The sequence below is a fragment of the Mycobacterium sp. NGS41 genome, from assembly GCF_059812725.1.
The window spans coordinates 1-22,956 of the sequence record NZ_JCALDF010000012.1; the positions used below are offsets into that span (position 1 = coordinate 1).

Below are 22,956 nucleotides of genomic sequence, written 5' to 3' on the forward strand. Positions count from 1 at the left end.
GGGCCCGAGACCACCGCTGGTTCACCTTCAACGCCGCCGCTTCACACCCAACGCCGCGGCTTCACACCCAACGCCGCAACTTCACACCCAACGCCGTGGCCTCACATCCAACGCCGCAGCTTCACACCCAACGCCGCGGCTTCACACCCAACGCCGCAGCTAGCCCAATAGCCAGCGTTTGGTTCGCGGGTGCAACGCCAGGACGATGCTGGCTACCGGCAGCACCCAAAGAAGGTAGACGATCCACGCGACACGGGCATCCGCGAGAAATATCCCGCCATAGGTCAGCAACGCGACCACCGCACCCGTGGCGATCAACCACCGCCCGACAGGCCGGTGCAGCAGCAGCAGGATCACGCCCGAGACGGTGGCCAACGCGAAGACCAGCGCGAGAAAACCGACGGCGATGCAGAATAAGCGGTCGGTCCTCCACCAGCCGGCGATCAGGTCGGTGGCCACCACCGACGCGGCCCATCCGCTGACGATGCTGACCGCGCAGGCTGCGACGGCCGTGCCGGCGGTCGGCTCATCGAGGCGAGGCGCCGAGCGACGGGGGCCGGGATAGCTCTGCGGCGGAATCTGGGTGGTCGGGGACTCCGGGAGGGTCGGCATCGGGCCGCTGGGGGCGCGCCGGATGATCCGGGCTCGTGACTCGGACGACGTAGCTGGCTCGGCCGGTTGCGCGTCAGGAGGTGGAGTGTTCGGCTCGGTCAACGGCTCAACCGGCGTAGTTGCCGACGTTGAGTCCCCGCTTGGCCAACCACGGCACTGGATCGATGCGTTCGCTGCCGCCTAGGAGCACCTCGAAGTGCAAGTGCGGGCCAGTGGAGAAGCCCCGGTTGCCCATGGTGGCGATCTGGTCGCCCGCCATCACCCGCTCGCCGACGCTGACCAGCGTGCTGTTGACGTGGCCGTAGAGCGTGACGGTGCCGTCGGCGTGGCGCAGCTTGACCCACATTCCGTAGCCGGCAGTGGGTCCGGCGTCGATGACCACACCGTCTGACACCGCGTAAATCGGCGTTCCGATCGAGTTGGCCAGGTCGATTCCCGCGTGCAGCACACCCCAGCGATACCCAAAATTCGACGTGAAAATCCCCTTCGTGGGCATTACGTAGAGCGGCTGCTGCAGCCGCGCCTCACGCTGAGCACGCTCCTGGGCGAACGCCATTCCTTTGGCGAGCTCTTCGTTGTGTGTCGCGACATTGCCGGCCGGCTGTACAGCGACGACCTGCACACCCCGGGTTGCGTTGCTGCCCGACCCGCCGAGCAGCGATGACGCATTGGCGCTCAGCACCGTGTCGGTCTTCGGGGTGTCGGAGTGGGTGAGGGCCGCATGTCCGGCCGCGGCCGCCGCACCGGCAGCCATTGCCGAGATCATCAGCCGCCCCTTGGCCGCGCTGGTCGGCTGCTTGCGGTGCTGTCCGCCCCGCTGGGGCACCCGGACGACGGCCGGGCGATCGGAACGTACGGCGACCGGGCGACGCGGACGGACGACGGCCGGGCCATCCGACCGGTAGTGACGCGGTTCGGCATCGGGGTCGACGATCACCCGGGCCAGCACGTCGGTGGGGGCCGCCAGCCGCTCCGGAGTCAGGTTGTCGACGTCGTGCAGATCATCGAGCTCAGGGGCCCGCAGTACCCGGGTCTCGTTGTCGATGGCGAAGTCCACATCGAACTCCAGGTCACTGAAGTCGGTGTCGTAGAGATCGTCGAGGTCGTCGAAGTCGAAACCGTCCAGTGGAATGATTTCGGTGACTTCGTTCTGGTGGTGAGGAGTCCAGCCTTGGCGGGTGGTACGTACCGCTCCTGCAGCCACGCGAGAACGTGTCAATCGGTGCTGCGACAACCTGAAAAGTCCTCGGATCGTGACCTTAACGTTATCTGGACCCTGAGACGGTATCCGCTGACCTACAGCGCTGGCAACCCGAGGCCAGGGTCGGGCCTGGATTGTGAGCTTGATCACGTTTAGGTTCCGGAAGTCGCTCGGTGAGCTGTGTCACACCAACCGCTCCGAACGTCACGTCGGGGGCGGGGCCACGACGCGCTCGATTCGGTGGGTGGATACAGTTCCACCGTGCGTGTTGCCGAGTCCGGTACCGCCTCCCTATATGCCAAGCGAAGACAGTGAGCCCATGGATCTTTTCGAGTATCAGGCGAAAGAGCTGTTCGCCAAGCACAACGTGCCCAGCACTCCCGGCCGGGTGACCGACACCGCCGAAGGCGCCCGGGCCATCGCCGAAGAGATCGGCCGACCTGTGATGGTCAAAGCGCAGGTCAAGATCGGTGGACGGGGCAAGGCCGGCGGCGTCAAGTACGCCGCGACCCCCGAGGACGCCTACGAACACGCCAAGAACATTCTGGGCCTGGACATCAAGGGCCACATCGTCAAGAAATTGCTGGTGGCCGAGGCCAGTGACATCGCCGAGGAGTACTACTGCTCCTTCCTGCTCGACCGGGCGAATCGCACCTACCTCGCGATGTGCTCAGTAGAGGGCGGCATGGAGATCGAAGAGGTGGCCGCCACCAAGCCCGACCGGCTCGCCAAGGTTCCGGTGAACGCCGTCAAGGGTGTCGACCTGGCGACCGCGCGGTCCATCGCCGAGCAGGGCCATCTGCCGGCCGAGGTGCTCGACGCCGCCGCCGTCACCATCGCCAAACTGTGGGAGCTGTTCGTCGGCGAGGACGCGACCCTGGTCGAGGTGAACCCGCTAGTACGCACGCCTGACGATCAGATTCTGGCGCTGGACGGCAAGGTCACCCTCGACGCCAACGCCGACTTCCGCCAGCCCGGCCACGTCGAGTTCGAGGACCGCGAGGCCACCGATCCGCTGGAGCTCAAGGCCAAGGAGCACGACCTCAACTACGTCAAACTCGACGGTTCGGTCGGCATCATCGGTAACGGCGCCGGTTTGGTGATGTCGACGTTGGACGTCGTCGCGTACGCCGGCGAGAAGCACGGTGGCGCCAAGCCGGCCAACTTTCTCGACATCGGTGGCGGCGCCTCCGCGGAGGTGATGGCCGCCGGGTTGGACGTGGTGTTGGGCGACTCGCAGGTCAAAAGCGTGTTCGTCAACGTCTTCGGTGGCATCACGGCGTGTGACGCGGTTGCCACCGGGATCGTGAAGGCGCTGGAGATCCTTGGCGACGAGGCGAACAAGCCGCTGGTGGTGCGGCTGGACGGCAACAACGTCGACGAAGGCCGGCGCATCCTGGCCGAGGCCAACCATCCGCTGGTGACGCTGGTGGCGACGATGGACGAGGCCGCTGACAAAGCGGCCCAGCTGGCGAGCGCCTGACGTGGCGATCGCAAGCGCGGCGAAGCCGGCCGCAGCGGGTCGACACTAAGAAAGGACTGGCTAATGGCAATCTTTCTGACCAAAGACAACAAGGTCATCGTTCAGGGCATCACCGGCAGCGAGGCCACCGTCCACACCGCCCGGATGCTCAAGGCGGGCACGCAGATCGTCGGCGGGGTCAACGCCCGCAAGGCCGGCACCACGGTCACCCACGAGGACAAGGGTGGGCGGATCATCAAGCTGCCGGTGTTCGGCAGTGTTGCCGAGGCCATGGAGAAGACCGGCGCCGACGTCTCGATCATCTTTGTGCCGCCGAAGTTCGCCAAGGACGCCATCATCGAGGCCATCGACGCCGAGATTCCCTTGTTGGTCGTCATCACCGAGGGAATTCCGGTGCAGGACAGTGCCTATGCCTGGGCCTACAACCTCGACAAAGGCGGCAAGACCCGGATCATCGGCCCCAACTGTCCGGGCATCATCAGCCCCGGCCAGTCGCTGGTCGGCATCACGCCGGCCAACATCACCGGCTCAGGTCCCGTCGGGCTGGTGTCCAAGTCGGGCACCCTGACGTACCAGATGATGTACGAGCTGCGCGATTTCGGGTTCACCACGTCAATCGGCATTGGCGGTGACCCGGTGATCGGCACCACCCACATCGATGCCATCGAGGCGTTCGAAAAGGATCCCGACACCAAGCTCATCGTGATGATCGGCGAGATCGGCGGTGACGCCGAAGAGCGCGCGGCGGACTTCATCAAGGCCAACGTGTCCAAGCCGGTCGTCGGATATGTCGCGGGATTCACCGCCCCGGAGGGCAAGACGATGGGCCACGCGGGCGCGATCGTGTCGGGTTCGTCGGGGACCGCGGCCGCCAAGAAGGAAGCCCTGGAAGCCGCTGGTGTCAAGGTGGGCAAGACGCCCTCGGAGACGGCCGCCCTCGCTCGCGAGATCTTGCGCACCCTCTAGGCCGAGCAGACGCAAAAGCACCCGACACGCCGAGCGTGCGGGTGCTTTTGTGTCTGCTCGCGGGGGTCGCTGACGCGCCCGGGACCGGACTGCGGTAGATAGTAAGGCTATGAATCTCGATCCGCGCACGCCCGTCGTCGTCGGTGTCGGGCAGGCGGCCGAGCGCATCGACGACCCCGATTACCGGGCCATGTCACCGGTCGAACTGGCCGCCGCCGCTGCCCAAACCGCCCTGAAAGATTGCGGCGCCGACGCCGTATCGGTGGCTGCGGCCATCGACACCATCGCCGGTGTGCGCCAATTCGAGATCTCCGGGCCCGTCGCGACCGCTCCGCTGGGACGGTCGAACAACTACCCGCGATCCGTGGCCAACCGGATCGGCGCGCAGCCTGCTCGCGCGATTCTGGAGATCGTCGGCGGTCAGGGGCCCCAGCACCTGGTCAGCGAGTTGGCCGCCGAGATCGCGACCGGACGCTCGGAAGCCGCAATGGTGTTCGGCTCCGATGCGACGTCGACCCTGCGGCATTTTGCAAAGGCCGACGCGACTAAGCCGGACTTCACCGAGACCGTCGACGGCGACCTGGAAGATCGCGGCCAGGGCATCGACGGAATCATCTCGCGCTACACCGTCATTCACGGTCTGGTCGACGCACCGACGCAGTACGCGCTGATGGAGAATGCCCGACGGGCCGGAACCGGGCTCGGGCCGGCCGAGTATCTGCGGCGGATGGGTGAGCTGTTCGCGCCGTTCACCAAGGTCGCGGCGGGCAACCCGTTCGCCGCCGCACCGGTCGAATACACCGTCGACGAACTCGTCACCGTGACCGAGCGCAACCGGATGATCTCGGAGCCGTACCCGCGGCTGCTGGTCGCCCGCGACCAGGTGAACCAAGGGGCGGCGGCACTGCTGATGTCGGTGGCGGCGGCCCGGCGCCTCGGCGTTCCCGAGGAGAACTGGGTGTACCTGCACGGCCACGCCGACCTCCAGGAGCAGGGGCTGCTGCAGCGTCCGGACCTCGGGCACGCCCCGTCGGCCGTCATGGCGGTGCGCGAGGCGCTGGCCATGACCGGCATCGGCGTCGACGACCTCGCCACCTTCGACCTGTACAGCTGCTTTCCGGTGCCGGTGTTCAACATTTGCGACGGCATGGGCATTGCGCCCGACGATCCGCGCGGGCTGACCCTGACCGGTGGGCTGCCGTTCTTCGGCGGCGCGGGCAACAACTACTCGATGCACGGCATCGCCGAGACGGTGGCCCGAATACGCAGCGCGCCAGGGCAATTCGGCCTCGTCGGCGCCAACGGCGGCATCATGAGCAAGTACTCGGTCGGTATCTACTCCACCACTCCGGTGCAATGGAAGCCCGATGGCAGCACGCAGTTGCAGGCCCAGATCGACAGTGCGCCGACCGTGCCGGTGACCGAGAACGCCGACGGCCCCGCCACCGTCGAGACCTACACCGTGCGCCGCGACAACGGGCGGCCGACCGGGATCGTCATCGGCCGACTCGATGACGGCAGCCGGTTTTTGGCCACCACCGAGGACGACGAGTTGATCGCTGTGCTGACCGACGGCGACCCGCTTGGCCGACCGGTCCGGGTGCGCTCCTTCGACTACGGCAACCGCTGCAGTTTGTAGGGCGAGCAGACGCAGAATCGCACTCCGCGAGGCGGATTCGTGCGATTCTGCGTCTGCTCGTCACACCAGCGCGGCCAGTTTGCCGGCCAGTCGCTCCACATACGCGGCGATCTCGTCTTCGGGGCGATCCGGCAAACCGAACAGCACCTCGGTGACGCCGAGTTCCGCCCAGCGCGCCAACTTCTCGGGTACCGGTTTGAAGTCTAGGGCGACAATCTGCGGTGCGCCGTCCCGCCCGGCGGCGGCCCAGGTGTCCTGCAGCAACTTCACCGGTTCGTCGATGTCGAAGTCGCGCGGAGTGGTGATCCAGCCGTCGGCGCTGCGGGCGATCCACTTGAAGTTCTTTTCGGTGCCCGCCGCGCCCACCAGTACCGGAATGTGGGCCTGCACCGGCTTGGGCCATGCCCAGCTCGGCCCGAACTTGACGAACTCGCCGTCGTAAGCGGCCTCTTCCTGTGTCCACAGCGCGCGCATCGCCTCGATGTACTCGCGCAACATGGTGCGCCGGCGTGCGGGCGGCACACCGTGATCGGCCAGCTCGTCGGTGTTCCAGCCGAATCCGACGCCCAGGCTGACCCTTCCGCCGGACAGGTGGTCGAGGGTGGCGATGCTTTTCGCCAGCGTGATCGGGTCGTGCTCGACTGGCAGCGCCACCGCGGTCGACAGCCGCACCCGCGACGTCACCGCGCACGCCGCGCCCAGGCTCACCCATGGGTCCAGCGTGCGCATATACCGGTCGTCCGGCAGCGATGCGTCGCCCGTCGTCGGATGGGCCGCCTCACGCTTGACCGGAATGTGTGTGTGTTCTGGCACGTAGAAGGTACGAAAACCGTGGTCGTCGGCAAGCTTGGCGGCTGCCGCCGGGGTGATGCCACGGTCGCTGGTAAATAACACAAGCCCGTAATCCATGAACAGGATTAGAACGTGTTCTACCTTCGGTCGGCAAGCGGGGGCCCAGCGCCCCGGCACCGGCACCCCAACGTGCGCTAGCGTTGTTCATCGAATCGCGTCGCCACGCAAGCGCGGCCAGCCTGGCAAGCAATACCAGCCTGGGAAGCAACAGGAGGAGTCAATGACCTACTCGGCCGGTAATCCCGGATACCCACCCGCGCAGCAGCCCTCCGGGTCCTACGCAGCAGCCGCCCCGGCGGGCACGCCCGACTTCGCCAAAGAGCCCGGTGAAAGCAAGTTGCCGTTTTATCTGGCAATCGCCGTCGCGGTACTCGGTCTGGTGGCGTACTTCTTCAGTTTCGCTCCCGGTGGTGGCGGCATCTCCATCATCGCGGTGCTGCTGGCCGCGCTGCTCGCAGCGGTGGGCCTGCTGCCCAAGGCCACGAGCAACCTTGGGGTCATCGCCGCCGTCTCGGTGCTGGGTTTGTTAGTAGCGATCGTAGAGGTCGTCAAAGCCTCCGGCGGTGTCTCCGACAACTGGGGAAAGTGGGCAGGTCTGGTTTTGAGCCTGTTCCAGGCGGTGGCGGCCGTCGGCTCGGTTCTGTTGGAGTCGGGCGTCATCACTCCGCCGGCGCCGCGGCCCAAGTACGACCCGTACCAGCAGCAATACGGCCAGTACGGCCAGTACGGCCAGCCGCAATATGGGCAGCAGCCGTACTACGGTCAGCAGGCCCAGCAGCCTGGGCTGCAGGCGCCGCCTTCCGGCTACGGGTCACAGCAGTACGGCGGATATGGCCAGGGCCAGCCGCCGAGCCAGAACCAGCCGCCCAGCCAAGGCAGCATGCAGAACCAGAACGCGATCCCGACGTCGACCGTGTCGACTGGCGGATTCGGTGCCCAGCCTTCGTCGCAGTCGGGGCCCCAGCCGTCTGCGCAGTCGGGCCCCCAGCCCTCCGCGCAGTCGGGCCCTCAGCCGGCCGTGCAGACTCCGACCACCCCGCCCACCGGCTTCCCCAGCTACGGACAGCCACCGTCGGCGAATGCGGGCAGCGGTTCCCCGGCAAGTTCGGCAACCGTCAACTACTCGAATCCTTCGGGCGGCCAACAAACGCAGAACTTCGGACAAGGCCAGCAGTCATCACCGGGGGCGGCGCCGGCCTAACCGGGCGCGTCTGCGCCTAGTCAGGCTCATGCGCCAAGTGTGAAAAGGGTGTTAGAAGGCGAGGAATACCGGGCTGCGGGCGCGCGCCAGGCGCGTGATCTCGTTCGCGTCGCGTTCGGCCCCGCGTTGATCGCGCTCGTCATTATTGCGGCGGTTACGCTGCTGCAGCTGCTGATCGCCAACAGCGACATGACCGGCGCGTTGGGTGCGATTGCCAGCATGTGGCTGGGCGTGCATGCCGTCCCGATCTCCATAGGTGGCCGCGAGCTGGGCGTAATGCCCCTGCTTCCAGTCCTGTTGATGGGATGGGCGACGGCGCGTACCACCGCGCGGGCCACCTCGCCGCACTCGTCCTGGCTCGTCATCCGATGGGTTGTCGCCTCGGCGCTGGGCGGACCCCTGCTGTTGGCAGCCATCGCGCTGGCGGTCATCCATGACGCGTCGTCGGTGCTCACCGAGCTGCAGACACCCAGCGCCCTCCGCGCGTTCACCAGCGTGCTGGTGGTGCACGCTTTCGGTGCCGCGATCGGAATCGGATCGCGGGTGGGGCGACGGACGTTGGCGGCTTCGCCGTTGCCCAATTGGCTGGCCGACTCGGTACGTGCGGCGGCGGCCGGCGTGCTGGCGTTGTTCGGGCTCTCCAGTTTGGTGACGGCCGGTTCGCTGGTTGTGCACTGGGCGACGATGCAGCAGCTCTACGGCATCACCGATTCGATATTCGGCCAGTTCAGCCTGACCGTGCTGTCGGTGCTGTACGCGCCCAACGTCATCGTGGGTACCGCTGCGGTAGCGGTCGGGTCCAGCGCTCACATTGGGTTCGCGACGTTCAGCTCGTTCACCGTTTTCGGCGGCGACATACCGGCGTTGCCGATCCTTGCCGCGGCCCCGACGCCGCCGCTGGGGCCGGTGTGGGTGGCCCTGCTGATCGTGGGCGCGTCGTCGGGTGTCGCCGTCGGGCAGCAGTGCGCCCGGCATGCGCTGCCGCTTGTTCCGGCGATGGCCAAGCTGCTGGTGGCCGCGGTCGCCGGGGCGTTGACGATGTCGCTGCTGGCATACGGCGGAAGCGGTCGGTTGGGCAACTTCGGCGATGTCGGCGTGGACCAAGGCGCCTTGGTGATCGGCGTGTTCTTCTGGTTTGCGCTCGTTGGCGGCGTGACGGTGCTGATGGCCGGCGGGATCCGGCGCCGGCCCCGACGGCCGAAACCCGCTCCGCCACCGCCGCCGGAGGAGGTCGAGGAACCGACCGAGTTTGCCGACGAGGATGCGGTGGTCGGGGACGACGCGGTCGGAGAGGACGCGGTGGTCGGCGAGGAGGATGTGGTGGCCGGCGGCGAGGACGCGTCCGATGAAGCCGCCCGCGACCTTGGGGACTAGTTGGTGCACCGGTGGGGCTAACGAGGAGCGCTTGGTCAACCCACACCACCACCGTCATAGCGAGCGACACCCGCTGCGGCACCAAGTGGCGCGTTCCGCACACCCGCACGACTAGGCTGCCCGTGTGCAGGAACCGCTCCGCGTGCCCCCGAGTGCGCCGGCGAGGCTGGTGGTCCTGGCATCGGGCACCGGCTCACTGCTGAACGCTCTGCTCGACGCCGCACAGGGGGATTACCCGGCGCGGGTGGTAGCAGTCGGCGTGGACCGCGACTGCCGAGCCATCGAAGTCGCCGCCGGCGCATCGGTGCCGTCCTACACCGTCCGGCTCAAGGAGCACCCCGACCGTGCCGCCTGGGACGCCGCCATGACCGTGGCCACGGCCGCTCACCAGCCCGACTTGATCGTTTCCGCCGGATTCATGAAAATCCTTGGGCCGCAATTTCTGTCGCGATTCAACGGTCGTATCCTCAACACCCATCCGGCGCTGCTGCCGGCTTTCCCGGGTGCGCACGCGGTGGCCGATGCGCTGGCCTACGGTGTGAAGGTCACGGGTTGTACGGTGCACCTGGTGGACGCCGGCACGGACACCGGACCGATAGTCGCGCAGCGACCGGTCGAGGTGCTCGACGGTGACGACGAGGAAACTTTGCACGAACGCATCAAGGTCACCGAACGGCGGCTGCTGGTGGACGTGGTGGCCGCGATCGCGACCGGCGGCGTTACCTGGATCGGAGGAAAGGCGACCGTGGGATGAGCACAGCATGAGCACCGATGGCACCAAGAAGCCGATTCGCCGCGCGCTGATCAGTGTGTACGACAAGACCGGGCTGGTAGATCTAGCGCAGGGTCTTTCCGCCGCCGGTGTCGAGATCGTCTCGACCGGTTCGACGGCCAAGACCATTGCGGACAAGGGCGTTTCGGTGACACGCGTGGAGGAGCTGACCGGTTTCCCCGAGGTGCTCGACGGCCGGGTCAAGACGCTGCATCCGCGAGTGCACGCCGGCCTGCTGGCCGATCTGCGCAAGCCAGAACACCAAGCCGCCCTCGAAGAGCTCGGAATCGAGGCGTTCCAGCTCGTCGTCGTCAACCTCTACCCCTTCAGCCAGACCGTGGAATCCGGCGCAGGCGTCGACGAGTGCGTCGAGCAGATCGACATCGGCGGGCCCTCGATGGTCCGGGCTGCAGCCAAGAACCACCCCAGCGTGGCGGTAGTCACCGACCCGCGCGGGTACGACGGTGTGCTGGCGGCGGTGCGTAATGGCGGATTTACCCTCGACGAGCGGAAAAGGCTTGCGACGCTGGCCTTTCAGCACACGGCCGAATACGACATCGCCGTCGCGAGCTGGATGCAGGAGACGCTGGCACCCGAGCATCCCGAGGCGCAGTTCCCGCAGTGGTTCGCCGCAAACTGGCGCCGCCAGACAACGCTGCGGTACGGCGAGAACCCGCACCAGCAGGCGGCGCTGTACAGCGACCCGGGCGCCTGGCCCGGCCTGGCGCAGGCCGAGCAGCTGCATGGAAAAGACATGTCCTACAACAACTTCACCGACGCCGATGCGGCTTGGCGGGCGGCCTTCGATCACGAGCAGACGTGTGTGGCGATCATCAAGCACGCCAACCCCTGTGGCATCGCAATATCCGATGTTTCGGTGGCCGATGCGCATCGCAAGGCCCACGAATGCGATCCGTTGAGCGCCTACGGCGGAGTCATCGCGGCCAACACCGAGGTCAGCGTCGAGATGGCCGAATATGTCAGCACCATCTTCACCGAGGTGATTGTCGCGCCCGCCTACGCGCCCGGCGCCGTCGATCTGCTGACCCGAAAGAAGAACATCCGGGTGCTGGTGGCTTCCGAACCACTGGCCGGCGGTCACGAACTCAGGCCGATCAGTGGCGGACTGCTCATGCAACAGCGCGACCAGCTCGACGCCCACGGCGACAACCCGGCTAACTGGACCCTGGCCACCGGCGAACCAGCCGATCCGGCCACGCTGACGGACATGGTGTTCGCCTGGCGCGCCTGCCGTGCGGTCAAGTCGAACGCAATCGTGATCGCCGCCGACGGCGCCACCGTCGGCGTCGGCATGGGCCAGGTCAACCGGGTCGACGCCGCCCGGCTCGCCGTCGAACGCGGCGGCGATCGCGTCAAAGGCGCGGTCGGGGCGTCCGATGCCTTCTTCCCGTTTCCCGACGGCCTGGAGACGCTGGCCGCCGCAGGAGTCAAGGCGATAGTGCACCCCGGCGGCTCGGTGCGCGACGACGAGGTGACCGCGGCGGCGGCCAAAGCCGGTGTGACTGTGTACCTCACCGGAGCTCGTCACTTCGCGCACTAGTGGTCTTGTTGGCCGCCGCGACCCGAGATAGCGTGCAGAGATGGCCAGCGCCAGCGGGGTTACACAACTCGAGAGGAATTGATATGCGCTCGATAGCTGTACGAACGGCGGCATTTTCGGCGGCGATTCTCGGTTTTGCTTTGATCGGCGCGGGATGTCAGTCGAACAAATCCGGCGAAGCGACGAGCTCAGCCACTGCACCGACGTCGGCGACTTCGTCGGCGGCCAGCACAACTTCCGCAGCGACGTCCGCACCCTCGAGCGGTGCGCCGAGCACGACGCAGATCACGGGTGCAAACGGCACGCCGTACACGGTCGAGGGGCCCATTCTCACGAAGTACCAGGCGCTGAACGATAGCCAGCGAAAGGATTTGGGCGCACCGAAGGACAACGAGCAAAAGAACCCGGATGGCGGCGTCTATCAGCAGTTCGACGGCGGTGTGATCATTTACAAGACACAGGCCTATGTGGTGTGGGGCAAGATCCGCGACAAGTGGAATGAACTCGGCGGTTCGCAGGGCAAGCTCGGGTATCCGACCAGCGACGAGCTGGACACCCCCGACGGTATGAAGAAGTCGACGTTCGAGCACGGCACGATCACCTGGAAGACGGGCGACCCGCAGGCCACCGTGACCTACAGCTAAGCGGTCCTCGGGTCCAGTCCGCGCTGGGCTCGTAAGACCTCGACGAATGCCGGGCAATCGATCCGATTGCCCGGCATTCACTTATTGAGGGGAGGACCAGGGGAGGTCGCGGTGCCGGATTTCCAGCGTCGTCGTAGCGTGGAGTGGTGACGTCACCGAGCTATCTGCCCCGCACCGTCGGCGAATTGCGTGCCGCCGGTCATCGTGAACGTGGAGTAAAGCAGGAAATCCGGGAGAATCTGCTGACCGCGCTGGCCGAGGGCCCAGATGTCGCAGATGTGTGGCCGGGAATCCTGGGGTTCGACGAAACCGTGATTCCTCAGCTGGAACGGGCGCTGATCGCCGGTCACGACTTCGTCCTGCTGGGCGAGCGCGGCCAGGGCAAGACCCGGCTGCTACGGGCGCTGGTCGGGCTGCTTGACGAGTGGACGCCGGTGATCGCCGGGGCAGAACTGGGCGAGCATCCCTATACGCCGATCACGCCGGAGTCGATCCGGCGGGCGGCCGAGCTCGGCGACAACCTGCCGGTGCACTGGAAACACCGCAGCGAGCGTTACACCGAGAAGCTGGCCACCCCCGACACCAGCGTCGCCGACCTCGTCGGAGACATCGACCCCGTCAAGGTCGCCGAGGGCCGCAGCCTCGGTGACCCCGAGACCATCGCCTACGGGCTCATCCCGCGCGCGCACCGCGGCATTGTCGCCGTCAACGAACTGCCCGACCTCGCCGAGCGCATCCAGGTGTCGATGCTCAACGTCATGGAGGAGCGTGACATTCAGGTCCGCGGCTACACGCTGCGCCTGCCCCTGGATGTCCTTGTTGTAGCCAGTGCCAACCCCGAGGACTACACCAACCGCGGTCGCATCATCACTCCGCTCAAAGACCGGTTCGGCGCGGAGATCCGCACCCACTACCCGCTGGAACTCGAGGCCGAGATGGGCGTCATCGCTCAGGAGGCGCACCTGAGCGCACAGGTGCCCGACTATCTGACGCAAGTGATCGCACGGTTTGCCCGCTACCTGCGGGAGTCCAACTCCATCGATCAGCGCTCAGGGGTGTCGGCGCGGTTCGCGATCGCGGCGGCCGAGACAGTGGCCGCCTCCGCCCGGCATCGCGGCGCGGTACTGGGAGAGACGGACCCGGTGGCCCGAGTCGTCGACCTGGGCACGGTGATCGACGTGCTGCGCGGCAAGCTCGAATTCGAGTCCGGTGAGGAAGGCCGCGAGCAGGCGGTGCTCGAGCACCTGTTGCGGCGCGCAACCGCTGACACCGCGTCGCGAGTGCTCGGCGGCATCGACGTCGGCTCGCTAGTTGCGGCTGTCGAGGGTGGTTCCACGGTGACGACGGGCGAGCGCGTATCGGCGAAGAACGTGCTGGCCGCCGTGCCGGGACTGCGGGTGGTCGACAGCATCGCGAAAAAGCTGGGTGCCGAATCCGAAGGCGAACGGGCCGCGGCACTGGAACTCGCGCTGGAGGCCTTATACCTCGCGAAGCGCATCGACAAGGTGTCCGGGGAGGGCCAAACCGTCTATGGGTAAGTCTGATGGTGACGACCCGCTGCGCCCGGCTTCGCCGCCCTTGCGATCGTCACGAGGGCACTCGTCGCGATACTCGGCGTACACCGGCGGGCCGGACCCGCTGGCTCCGCCGGTGGACCTGCGCGAGGCCCTTGAGCAGATCGGGCAGGACGTCATGGCGGGCACCTCGCCGCGACGGGCGCTGTCCGAGCTGCTGCGTCGCGGCACCGAGAACGTCACCGGCGCCGACCGGTTGGCGGCCGAGGCCAACCGGCGCCGACGGGATTTATTGCGCCGCAACAACTTGGACGGCACATTGCAGGAGATCAAGCGGCTGCTCGACGAGGCGGTGCTGGCCGAACGCAAAGAGCTGGCCCGAGCCCTGGACGACGATGCCCGCTTCGGCGAACTGCAGTTGGATGCGCTTCCGACGTCGCCGGCCAAGGCCGTGCAAGAGCTTTCCGGCTACAACTGGCGCAGTGGGGAGGCTCGCGAAAAGTATGAGCAGATCAAGGATCTGCTCGGCCGCGACATGCTTGACCAACGTTTCGCGGGCATGAAGGAGGCGCTGGAAGGGGCTACCGACGCGGATCGCCAGCGCGTCAACGAGATGCTGGACGACCTGAACAACTTGTTGGACAAGCACTCTCGCGGCGACGACACCCAGCAGGACTTTGACGAGTTCATGGCCAAGCACGGCGAGTTCTTCCCGGAGAACCCGCGCAACGTCGAGGAGCTGCTGGACTCGCTGGCCAAGCGTGCCGCCGCCGCCCAACGCTTCCGCAACAGTCTCAGTCCCGACCAGCGGGCCGAGCTGGATGCCCTGGCGCAGCAGGCATTTGGATCGCCCGCACTGATGCAGGCGCTGAACCGGCTGGACGCGCATCTGCAGGCCGCGCGGCCTGGTGAGGACTGGTCGGGGTCCGAAGAGTTCTCGGGCGACAACCCGTTCGGCATGGGCGAAGGTACGCAGGCGCTGGCCGACATCGCCGAGCTGGAGCAGCTCGCTGAGCAGCTGTCGCAGAGCTATCCGGGCGCCACCATGGACGACGTCGATCTCGACGCGCTGGCACGCCAACTCGGCGACGAGGCCGCCATCGATGCCCGCACCCTCGCCGAACTGGAACGGGCGCTGGTCAACCAGGGTTTCCTGGATCGTGGTTCCGACGGTCAGTGGCGGCTCTCTCCAAAGGCTATGCGGCGGCTGGGTGAGGCTGCGTTACGCGATGTGGCGCAACAACTTTCCGGACGTCGCGGCGAGCGTGACCATCGCCGCGCCGGTGCGGCGGGCGAGCTGACCGGCGCCACCCGGCCCTGGCAGTTCGGCGACACCGAGCCGTGGAACATTCCCCGCACGCTCACCAACGCCGTGCTGCGCCAAGCCGGAACCGCTACCCTCGACGCGGCGGGCGGCCCGATCAAGATCACCGTCGACGACGTCGAGGTCTCCGAGACCGAGACACGCGTGCAGGCCGCGGTGGCGTTGCTGGTGGATACCTCGTTTTCGATGGTGATGGAAAACCGGTGGCTGCCGATGAAGCGAACGGCGCTGGCGCTCAACCATTTGGTGTGCACCAGGTTTCGGTCAGATGCGTTGCAGATCATCGCCTTCGGCCGCTATGCCCGAACAGTGACCGCCGCCGAGCTGACCGGCTTGGAGGGTGTCTACGAGCAGGGCACCAACCTGCATCACGCGCTCGCGCTGGCCGGGCGTCACCTGAAGCGGCACCCCAACGCGCAGCCCGTCGTGCTGGTGGTGACCGACGGTGAGCCCACCGCCCACCTGGAGGACTTCGACGGAGCGGGGTCGGGTTCTGCTGTGTTCTTTGATTACCCGCCGCATCCGCGGACCATCGCCCACACCGTGCGTGGGTTCGACGATATGGCCCGGTTGGGCGCGCAGATCACGATCTTCCGGCTGGGCAGCGATCCTGGCTTGGCGCGGTTCATCGACCAGGTGGCACGACGGGTCGAGGGGCGAGTGGTGGTGCCCGATCTCGACGGGCTGGGAGCGGCGGTAGTGGGCGACTACCTGCGGTCCCGACGGCATCGCTAGGCCTGCCGAGCAGACGCAAAATCGCCCAATCCGTACGGATTTTGGGCGACTTTGCGTCTGCTCGCTGTCAGTATGTCGCGGTCATAGCTGGTGTTGCGGCGGCGCGGGCGGCAGTTCGTACGGTCCCGATCCACCAGGAATCCTGTCCACGCCTACCGCGCGCGGCGTTATGAGGTCGTCGGGCAGTCCGGCCAGCACCCCCGCCATGTTGTAGGCGCTCATGCGGAGTTCCCCGTTGCTTCCGGTGCGCGGGTATTCAGAATGGCCGTACGCCCGCTCGTGAACTTGGCCATCTCCGTACCGACCGCCCAGGGCCACTCCGGTACTGGTCGACAGCTCGGTCATGCCGGACACGTCCTGCGGTGTGCGCCCGAAGAGGCCGAACTCTGAAATCACGTCGGCCACATGGTCGTTGGCGCCGATCAGGTAGTAGGCATGCCCAGGGCGGACACCCAGCTGCGCCGCGTCGGTGAGTTCGATGCCGGGGGAGCCGTACAGGACGACGTCGCTCACCGGCGCGCCCTGCTGCAACGCCAGGCTGGTCACCAGAGACCCGTAGGAGTGACCGAAGGCGGTGATGTGCTGATCGGCGATGCTGCTGGTCGCCGCGAGCGCTTTGTAAAAGTGGTTCAGCGATCCCGCGTGCCTGCGGGCCAGCCCGATACTGGTGACATCCGTGAGGCTGTCCGGTGCGTCATACCCCAGCCACACCACGGACGCCACAGCGTCGTAGTCGGGCCGGCCCGCCAATCTCCGCAGCTCGCTTGCTTTGTCGCGTTGTGCGTGGGCCTCGCGCACCATTTGCCCGACGCTGGAGCTGACCCGGGTGTTGAGGCCGCCCACGGTAACGCCGACACGTTCGGCATTGTCGGCGTCGCCGATAGCGATCGCCGCGAGCACTTTGCGCGGATTGCCGTCGGTGTCCAGCAGAATCAGGCGTGCGTCCGATTGCGCGGCTAAAGCGTGTTGCAGCGCAGTCAGATCCGCGAACTTCTCCGGGTTGGTGTGCAAGCCGTTGGCGTTGAGCCACCCGTTTTTCAGCCGTTCGATTTCGCGTTGCAGCACAGGCACATTGAGTTCGCTGCGGACATCGGTGGGGATGCCGTCGAGGTTGCGAAGGGAATTGCCCAACCACTCTTTGGCCCGATCTTGCTGACCCGGCGTCAGCGAATGCCACCACTTGTTGACCGCTGCGGGATCGCTGCCCGACGGGGGCAGCTGCGGCATTACTGCTGGGGCATGGGTGATTTGGGCGTTGACCTGCTCGGCGGACAGGTCGCCGTCGGCGCCGCGAATCGCTGCGGCGAGGTCCTCGTCGGCGCGCTCAGCATCGGCCACCAGGCTGGTGATGCTTTCCATCAGCTCGAACTGCGCCGCGCGGATCCTGCCGCGAACGGCGGCGGAGAATGACGGCAAGTCGGTTGGTGGGAAAACGGTGCCGGTGGCGTGGTCGATCGTCAGGTGATGATCCCGCGCGGTCTGGCAGATCGCCTCCAGCCGCGACTTGATCGCGGCGATCTCCTCGACCGACCTCTCCGCGGCGCGTGCCACCGCCTCGCAGGCGTCGGCGTGTGTGTCGAGGAAAACCGTGGTGCGGTGGGTGGCCAGATGTGCCGCATCAGCGGCGTCACCGCCGAAGTCGAGCAGCCGCATGGTATCGCTCAGCGCCGCCGACGCCACGCGCGTACCGTGGGCCCGTTTGATCGCCGCCTCGAACACGGCTGTAATCGCAGCGGGATCCCAGCGTTCGATATCAGCCAGGGTCAGCGTCATCGCCGGGTTTCCCCGCGGTCCTCATCTCGGCTAGGGCTGCGGTGTTGCGCTGTTCCATCCGGCGGAACCCCGCGGCGGCGAAGTGCATGCCGCAGGAATGCTCGCCGAAGCGGGCGATGTGGGCGGTGCTGATCGTGGTCCACCAATCGAGCAATCCAGACAACGCGCGCGCCGACCGCCCGACCCATCCCCGCTGCGCGCCCTCGGCGGTGCCGTGGCAGGACTGCTGTAAGGCCAGCAATGACTCCCCGTGATCGGCCAGCTCGTTGCCAATGCGGGACAACGCATCAGGAATCGCCCGCAAGCCTTGCGGCATAACAATTCTCGGGTGCATCGGGCGGAGTATTACACGCACCCAGGTGCGCGGCCACTCAGTGTGCCGAGCAGACGCAAAAGCCCCCAAAAACGTTGGTTTTCAGGGGCTTTTGCGTCTGCTCGCCAGGGAAAGGTGGCCCTGCTCGCCGGGGCTACTTGTGGGGTCGGCGGGCTTTGCGCTTGATACCCACGCCGCCCCAGAACGAGAAGCCGCGGATCTTCACTGTCGGGGCGCCCCGGACACCTTCGCCCAAAACTTTGCGGTCGAAGCCGCCCATCACCCCGCGGCCGTGGATCTCGACGTTGACCTCCGGCGGCAACAGGATGTTCTGCATACCCATGATCGAATACGCATGAATCTCGACTTCGGTCGACGTGAAGTCCGCATAGCGCAGATCCAGCACGCCGCTGCCCCAGAGCGTGAGAGTGGTCAGCTTGTTCGGCACATTCCAACGGCCGCGCCGCTCGAACCCGCTCAGCAGGGCCAGCAGCAGCGTCGAGGGCGCCGGATTGGGTTTGCCGCCGCGGCGCTGGTTTATCGGTACCCCCGGCAGGTCTGCCCTGAGCCGATCCAGTTCCTCGTACGTGGTGGCGGCATACGCTTTGGTAAGCCGGTCTTCGTAGTCGTTCAGCTGCAGCCGGCCTTGCTCGGCCGCATAGGCCAGCAATTGCGCGAGCATAATGCGATCGGTGTCACCCGCGCGCGACGTTGCGTCACGCGCGTCCCTTGTGTCACGTGGAGCGGGGTTGCTCATTACCCACGAGCGTACGACGTCCAGGTCTTACGGCAAGGGGGTTGGCTAAACTGCAACCTCCGCGTCGCATTGCGGCAGGTCAACGGCGGGTTACTAGCCGCCGCAATGTTTGATGGGCGGCCTCTCGGGCCCCAGATGTCAGCGCCGTGCACGGTCAGCGAGCAAAGTTTGACGGGCCGCTTCCCACTCGGGCGCTTGTCAGCGCCCGGCATTGTCAGCTGGGGAAGCCGCCCAACTCGGGGGCCGCTTCTGCAAGAACGCGAGCATGCCTTCGCGGGCTTCCTCGGACACGAACAGCCGGGCCGACTCTTCGGTCAGGCGTTCGGCGTCGCGGTCGAAACCCTCGAGCACCGCTGCCGTGGTGAGCGCCTTCGACGCGGCAAGGCCCTGTGGTGACCCTTTGCCGACGTCGGCGACCAGCGCGGCAACCGCGGCGTCCACATCGTCGGCCGCCATCGTGATCAGCCCGATCTCCGCTGCTGTACGCGCGTCGAATTTCTCGCCGGTCAGGTAGTAACGGGACGCGGCCCGCGACGACATCTTGGGCAGCAGCGTCAGCGAGATGATCGCCGGTGCGACGCCGATGCGCGCCTCGGTCAGCGCGAAGGTGCTGCGTGGACCGGCGACCACCATGTCGCACGCGCCGATCAAACCAAACCCGCCGGCCCGAACTTGCCCGTTGACGGCGCCGATCACCGGCAGCGGCGACGAGACGATGTCGCGCAACAACGTGGTCATCTCGCGGGCTCGCGCCACGGCCAACTCGTATGCCGATGGTGGCGACCCGTCCCCCTTGCCGCTCCGCGGCTGGGGGTGCCCCCAGCGACCGGCTGCGCCGCCCTCGCGATCGCCACGCGCGTCGCCGCCGGCCTCGCTCAGGTCGGCCCCGGCGCAGAAGGTGCCGCCGGTGTGCCCCAGCACCACCACCCGCACCGCCGGGTCCGCGGCGGCGTCGCGCAATCCCTGATGAAGTTGAGTGACGAGCCCGGTGGAAAGCGCGTTGCGGTTGTGCGGCGAGTTGAGCGTCAGCCGGGCGACCGGGCCTCCGCACTCGGCGGGGCCGGCGTACTCAACGAGGGTGTCCATCAGTAGCTTCGCGGCAGACCCAGCGATGTCTGCGCGACGAAGTTCAGCACCATTTCGCGGCTGATCGGTGCGATCCGGCCCAGTCGGGCGGAGGTCATCATCGCCGCCACTCCGTACTCCTTGGTCAGCCCGTTGCCGCCCATCGACTGCACGGCTTGGTCGACGGACCGGTTCGCCGCTTCTGCCGCAGCGTATTTGGCCATGTTGGCCGCCTCGGCGGCGCCGACGTCGTCACCGCTGTCGTAAAGCGACGCGGCCTTCTGCATCATCAGCTTGGCGAGCTCGACCTCGATGTGGCACTGCGCCAACGGATGTGACAGGCCCTGGTGCGCGCCGATCGGAGTGGACCAGACCTTGCGGGTCTTGACGTAGTCGACGGCCTTCGACAGTGCCAGGCGTCCCATGCCCACCGAACTCGCCGCCCCCATGATGCGTTCGGGGTTCAGGCCCGCGAAAAGCTGTGCGATAGCAGCGTCCTCGGCTCCGACGAGCGCGTCAGAGGGCAGCCGCACATCGTCTATGAACACCTGGAATTGACGTTCGGGGCTCACCAGCTCCATTTCGATCGGGGTGTAGGTGAAACCGGGCGCGTCGGTGGGCACCACAAACAATGCCGGGCGCAGCTTGCCGGTCTTGGCCTCCTCAGTGCGGGCCACCACCAGCACGGCCTGAGCTTGGTCGACACCGGAGATGAAGACCTTCTGGCCCTTGAGAATCCAGTCGCTACCGTCACGGCGGGCGGTGGTGATGATCTTGTGCGAGTTGGATCCGGCGTCGGGCTCGGTGATCGCGAAAGCCATCGTCAGCGACCCGTCGGCAATGGGCGGGATCCAGCGCTTCTTCTGCTCGTCGGTGCCGAACTTGCTGATGATGGTGCCGTTGATGGCCGGCGAGACCACCATCAGCAGGAGCGCGGAGCCCGCGGCTGCCATTTCCTCCATCACCAGCGACAGCTCGTACATGCCGGCGCCGCCACCGCCATACTCCTCGGGCAGATTCACTCCGAGAAAGCCGAGTTTTCCTGCCTCCGACCACAATTCGTCGGTGTGCTGGTGGTTGCGCGCCTTCTCCAGGTAGTACTCGGGACCGTAGTTGGACGCCCACTCCGCTACCGCCTTGCGCAGCGCCTGGCGCTCCTCGCTTTCGATGAATCTGGTGTCAGTCATTTCGAATCTCCTTCTTGGTCAGGCGCTTCCACGCGCGCTAGCACGGCGCCGACTTCGACTTGCTGGCCGGTGCTGACATTGAGCTGGGTGAGCACCCCGTCGGTCGGCGCGGTGATGGTGTGCTCCATCTTCATTGCCTCAAGCCAGATGAGCGCTTGCCCGGCGGTGACGGTATCGCCGACGGCCGCGCCGAGCCGGATGACGTTGCCGGGCATCGGCGCCACCAAAGACCCCTGTTCGACGGCCGAACCCGGCTCGGGGAAGCGGGGTAGCGCGACCAGGTGGACCGGACCGCGGGGCGAATCGACGTAGACATCCTGATCGTACTGCGCCACCAGGAACCGATACGCCACCCCGTCGGCGTCCAGCACCACCTGGTCCGGAGCGAGCGAGACCAGTTGCACCGTCGGATCGTCGGCGAGCGCCAATCCGGTTCTGCTGAACCGGTATCGGACATGGTGCTCGGTGTCGCTATCGTCGCGATAGGTCTTGACCTGATAGCCCGACGCCACGTTGCGCCAGCCGCCGGGGATGGAACCGAAAGCGGTTGCCGTTGCGCGATTGTGGGCGGCGTCGGCCAGCGCGGCGGCGATCGCCGATAGCCGCACGGTCGTCGTGTCGGCCAGCGGCGCGGACAGCTCCGCGAGGCCGTGCGTGTCGAAAAATGCTGTGTCGGTGGCGCCGTCGAGGAAGGCCGGGTGTCGCAGCACGTTGACCAGCAGCTCGCGGTTGGTCCGCAGGCCGTGCAGACGGGTGCGGGCCAGCGCGTCGGCCAGCACCAGCGCCGATTGGCGGCGAGTCGGGGCGTAGGAGATGACTTTGGCAAGCATCGGGTCGTAGTGGATCGACACCGTAGAGCCGTCGACGATTCCGGAGTCCAGCCGTATCCCGGTGCGCTGTTCCAGCGAGGAGAACTCCCCCCGGACCGACGGCACATCGATGGTGTGCACCCGGCCGGCCTGGGGTTGCCAACCGTGCGCGGGATCCTCGGCATACAGCCGGGCCTCAACCGAATACCCGTTGGCTGCAGGGGGTTCGGCATCCAGCCGACCGCCAGAGGCGACCGCGAGCTGCAACTCGACCAGGTCAACGCCGGTGGTTTCCTCGGTCACCGGGTGCTCGACCTGCAGCCGGGTGTTCATCTCCAGGAAGTAGAACTCGCCATCGTCATCGGCGAGAAACTCCACCGTCCCCGCCCCGGTGTAGCCGATTGCGCCGGCGGCCAGCCGGGCCGCGTCGAACAGCTTGGCGCGCATGCCCGGTATGCGCTCGACCAGCGGCGACGGCGCCTCCTCGATGATTTTCTGGTGGCGGCGCTGGATCGAGCATTCGCGTTCGCCGACGGCCCACACGGTTCCGTGGGTGTCGGCCATGACCTGAACCTCGACGTGATGCCCAGTGGGCAGGTAGCGCTCGCAGAACACCGTCGGATCACCGAAGGCGGACTGCGCTTCCCGCTGCGCCGCTGCGACCTCGCCTGGCAGCGCTGACAATTCGCGAACCACCCGCATCCCGCGGCCCCCGCCGCCCGCGGACGCCTTGACCAGGACCGGTAGCTGCGCCTCGGTGACGATGTCGGGGTCGAGTTCGTCGAGCACCGGCACGCCCGCCGCGGCCATGAGCTTCTTCGACTCGATCTTGGAGCCCATCGCCCGCACCGCCTCCACCGGCGGGCCCACCCAGGTCAGGCCGGCGTCCTGCACCGCCGCCGCGAATTCCGCGTTCTCCGAAAGGAAACCGTAGCCGGGATGCACCGCGTCGGCGCCGGCCGCGCACGCCGCCGCGATGATCGCCTCGGCGTTCAAATAGTCATTGGTCTGCGGCAGCCGCACCCGCGCGTCGGCCTCGCCGACGTGCGGCGCATCCGCATCCGGGTCGGTGTAGACAGCGACGGTACCGAGACCCAGCCGCCGGCAGGTGGCGAACACCCGCCGGGCGATCTCGCCTCGGTTGGCTACCAGTACTCGAGTCACAGGCATAAGG

At 66.8% G+C, this 22,956-nt stretch carries 20 protein-coding genes; 10 read left to right on the top strand and 10 right to left on the bottom strand.

The features are described 5' to 3' along the window. Positions 1-159 precede the first annotated feature (159 nt). Positions 160-714, bottom strand: coding sequence for a hypothetical protein (locus AC5Y21_RS13155; protein WP_499912892.1), 555 nt, complete (start codon positions 712-714; stop codon positions 160-162). 4 nt (positions 715-718) lie between these two features. Continuing rightward, positions 719-1,816 (bottom strand): M23 family metallopeptidase, encoded by a 1,098-nt coding sequence (locus AC5Y21_RS13160; RefSeq protein ID WP_499912893.1) that lies wholly within the window; start codon positions 1,814-1,816, stop codon positions 719-721. Between the two features lie 316 nt (positions 1,817-2,132). Here AC5Y21_RS13160 and sucC point away from each other — a divergent pair, with 316 nt between their 5' ends. The 3 genes from sucC to AC5Y21_RS13175 all read left to right on the top strand — a co-directional run bounded on the left by sucC (position 2,133) and on the right by AC5Y21_RS13175 (position 5,901). Next, on the top strand, positions 2,133-3,296 hold the full coding sequence (sucC, locus tag AC5Y21_RS13165; protein ID WP_499912894.1) for an ADP-forming succinate--CoA ligase subunit beta: 1,164 nt from the start codon (positions 2,133-2,135) through the stop codon (positions 3,294-3,296). Between the two features lie 63 nt (positions 3,297-3,359). Further along, positions 3,360-4,262 carry a succinate--CoA ligase subunit alpha gene (sucD, locus tag AC5Y21_RS13170; RefSeq protein ID WP_499912895.1) on the top strand — a complete coding sequence of 301 codons (903 nt, stop codon included), beginning with the start codon at positions 3,360-3,362 and terminating at the stop codon, positions 4,260-4,262. Positions 4,263-4,371: 109 nt separating this feature from the next. Further along, entirely contained in the window at positions 4,372-5,901 is a 1,530-nt protein-coding gene (locus AC5Y21_RS13175; protein WP_499912896.1) for an acetyl-CoA acetyltransferase, read from the top strand. A 60-nt stretch (positions 5,902-5,961) separates the two neighbouring features. Here the strand turns inward: AC5Y21_RS13175 and AC5Y21_RS13180 are convergent, their stop codons facing one another. Beyond that, positions 5,962-6,810, bottom strand: a complete 849-nt coding sequence (locus AC5Y21_RS13180; protein WP_499912897.1) for an LLM class F420-dependent oxidoreductase — start codon at positions 6,808-6,810, stop codon at positions 5,962-5,964. A 163-nt stretch (positions 6,811-6,973) separates the two neighbouring features. On the opposite strand from AC5Y21_RS13180, the gene AC5Y21_RS13185 reads away from it, so the two are divergent. The 4 genes from AC5Y21_RS13185 (at position 6,974) to purH (ending at position 11,661) form a co-directional block, all read left to right on the top strand. Beyond that, the gene (locus AC5Y21_RS13185; protein ID WP_499912898.1) at positions 6,974-7,954 is read left to right on the top strand and encodes a DUF5336 domain-containing protein; all 981 of its coding nucleotides are present in this window, start codon (positions 6,974-6,976) and stop codon (positions 7,952-7,954) included. A gap of 39 nt (positions 7,955-7,993) precedes the next feature. Continuing rightward, positions 7,994-9,328, top strand: coding sequence for a cell division protein PerM (locus AC5Y21_RS13190; RefSeq protein WP_499912899.1), 1,335 nt, complete (start codon positions 7,994-7,996; stop codon positions 9,326-9,328). Between the two features lie 124 nt (positions 9,329-9,452). Next, positions 9,453-10,082 carry a phosphoribosylglycinamide formyltransferase gene (gene purN, locus AC5Y21_RS13195; RefSeq protein ID WP_499912900.1) on the top strand — a complete coding sequence of 210 codons (630 nt, stop codon included), beginning with the start codon at positions 9,453-9,455 and terminating at the stop codon, positions 10,080-10,082. A 7-nt stretch (positions 10,083-10,089) separates the two neighbouring features. Then, the gene (gene purH, locus AC5Y21_RS13200; RefSeq protein ID WP_499912901.1) at positions 10,090-11,661 is read left to right on the top strand and encodes a bifunctional phosphoribosylaminoimidazolecarboxamide formyltransferase/IMP cyclohydrolase; all 1,572 of its coding nucleotides are present in this window, start codon (positions 10,090-10,092) and stop codon (positions 11,659-11,661) included. Positions 11,662-11,818: 157 nt separating this feature from the next. On the opposite strand, the gene AC5Y21_RS13205 is transcribed toward purH, so the two are convergent. After that, positions 11,819-11,965 (bottom strand): hypothetical protein, encoded by a 147-nt coding sequence (locus tag AC5Y21_RS13205; protein ID WP_499912902.1) that lies wholly within the window; start codon positions 11,963-11,965, stop codon positions 11,819-11,821. A 67-nt stretch (positions 11,966-12,032) separates the two neighbouring features. Between AC5Y21_RS13205 and AC5Y21_RS13210 the strand changes: the two genes are divergently transcribed. From AC5Y21_RS13210 to AC5Y21_RS13220, 3 genes are all read left to right on the top strand, one after another. Continuing rightward, entirely contained in the window at positions 12,033-12,305 is a 273-nt protein-coding gene (locus tag AC5Y21_RS13210; protein ID WP_499912903.1) for an LGFP repeat-containing protein, read from the top strand. A gap of 143 nt (positions 12,306-12,448) precedes the next feature. Further along, positions 12,449-13,843 (top strand): sigma 54-interacting transcriptional regulator, encoded by a 1,395-nt coding sequence (locus AC5Y21_RS13215; RefSeq protein WP_499912904.1) that lies wholly within the window; start codon positions 12,449-12,451, stop codon positions 13,841-13,843. Further along, positions 13,836-15,878 (top strand): vWA domain-containing protein, encoded by a 2,043-nt coding sequence (locus tag AC5Y21_RS13220; protein WP_499912905.1) that lies wholly within the window; start codon positions 13,836-13,838, stop codon positions 15,876-15,878. Before AC5Y21_RS13215 ends, AC5Y21_RS13220 begins: the two co-directional genes overlap by 8 nt. An 81-nt stretch (positions 15,879-15,959) precedes the next feature. Here the strand turns inward: AC5Y21_RS13220 and AC5Y21_RS13225 are convergent, their stop codons facing one another. The 6 genes from AC5Y21_RS13225 to AC5Y21_RS13250 form a co-directional block, all read right to left on the bottom strand. Continuing rightward, positions 15,960-17,651, bottom strand: a complete 1,692-nt coding sequence (locus AC5Y21_RS13225; protein WP_499912906.1) for an alpha/beta hydrolase — start codon at positions 17,649-17,651, stop codon at positions 15,960-15,962. After that, a complete protein-coding gene (locus tag AC5Y21_RS13230) occupies positions 17,632-17,985 on the bottom strand; it encodes a hypothetical protein (RefSeq protein WP_499912907.1) in 354 nt (117 codons plus the stop codon). Before AC5Y21_RS13230 ends, AC5Y21_RS13225 begins: the two co-directional genes overlap by 20 nt. Before the next feature lie 133 nt (positions 17,986-18,118). Further along, on the bottom strand, positions 18,119-18,721 hold the full coding sequence (locus AC5Y21_RS13235; RefSeq protein ID WP_499912908.1) for a DUF1707 SHOCT-like domain-containing protein: 603 nt from the start codon (positions 18,719-18,721) through the stop codon (positions 18,119-18,121). Positions 18,722-18,919: 198 nt separating this feature from the next. Continuing rightward, the gene (locus AC5Y21_RS13240) at positions 18,920-19,807 is read right to left on the bottom strand and encodes an enoyl-CoA hydratase family protein (protein ID WP_499912909.1); all 888 of its coding nucleotides are present in this window, start codon (positions 19,805-19,807) and stop codon (positions 18,920-18,922) included. Then, positions 19,807-20,973 carry an acyl-CoA dehydrogenase family protein gene (locus tag AC5Y21_RS13245; protein WP_499912910.1) on the bottom strand — a complete coding sequence of 389 codons (1,167 nt, stop codon included), beginning with the start codon at positions 20,971-20,973 and terminating at the stop codon, positions 19,807-19,809. The genes AC5Y21_RS13240 and AC5Y21_RS13245 overlap by 1 nt, the downstream gene beginning before the upstream one ends. Continuing rightward, positions 20,970-22,952: an acetyl/propionyl/methylcrotonyl-CoA carboxylase subunit alpha gene (locus tag AC5Y21_RS13250; protein WP_499912911.1), complete on the bottom strand. Its 1,983-nt coding sequence runs from the start codon at positions 22,950-22,952 to the stop codon at positions 20,970-20,972. The genes AC5Y21_RS13245 and AC5Y21_RS13250 overlap by 4 nt, the downstream gene beginning before the upstream one ends. Positions 22,953-22,956 lie beyond the last annotated feature (4 nt).

Excerpts from the sequence above, each read along its gene's own strand:
- sucC (WP_499912894.1), top strand. The coding sequence starts at position 2,133 with ATGGATCTTTTCGAGTATCAGGCGAAAGAGCTGTTCGCCAAGCACAAC.
- sucD (WP_499912895.1), top strand. The coding sequence starts at position 3,360 with ATGGCAATCTTTCTGACCAAAGACAACAAGGTCATCGTTCAGGGCATC.
- AC5Y21_RS13175 (WP_499912896.1), top strand. The coding sequence starts at position 4,372 with ATGAATCTCGATCCGCGCACGCCCGTCGTCGTCGGTGTCGGGCAGGCG.
- AC5Y21_RS13180 (WP_499912897.1), bottom strand. The coding sequence starts at position 6,810 with ATGGATTACGGGCTTGTGTTATTTACCAGCGACCGTGGCATCACCCCG.
- AC5Y21_RS13185 (WP_499912898.1), top strand. The coding sequence starts at position 6,974 with ATGACCTACTCGGCCGGTAATCCCGGATACCCACCCGCGCAGCAGCCC.
- purH (WP_499912901.1), top strand. The coding sequence starts at position 10,090 with ATGAGCACCGATGGCACCAAGAAGCCGATTCGCCGCGCGCTGATCAGT.
- AC5Y21_RS13220 (WP_499912905.1), top strand. The coding sequence starts at position 13,836 with ATGGGTAAGTCTGATGGTGACGACCCGCTGCGCCCGGCTTCGCCGCCC.
- AC5Y21_RS13225 (WP_499912906.1), bottom strand. The coding sequence starts at position 17,651 with ATGACGCTGACCCTGGCTGATATCGAACGCTGGGATCCCGCTGCGATT.
- AC5Y21_RS13230 (WP_499912907.1), bottom strand. The coding sequence starts at position 17,985 with ATGCACCCGAGAATTGTTATGCCGCAAGGCTTGCGGGCGATTCCTGAT.
- AC5Y21_RS13235 (WP_499912908.1), bottom strand. The coding sequence starts at position 18,721 with ATGAGCAACCCCGCTCCACGTGACACAAGGGACGCGCGTGACGCAACG.
- AC5Y21_RS13240 (WP_499912909.1), bottom strand. The coding sequence starts at position 19,807 with ATGGACACCCTCGTTGAGTACGCCGGCCCCGCCGAGTGCGGAGGCCCG.
- AC5Y21_RS13245 (WP_499912910.1), bottom strand. The coding sequence starts at position 20,973 with ATGACTGACACCAGATTCATCGAAAGCGAGGAGCGCCAGGCGCTGCGC.
- AC5Y21_RS13250 (WP_499912911.1), bottom strand. The coding sequence starts at position 22,952 with ATGCCTGTGACTCGAGTACTGGTAGCCAACCGAGGCGAGATCGCCCGG.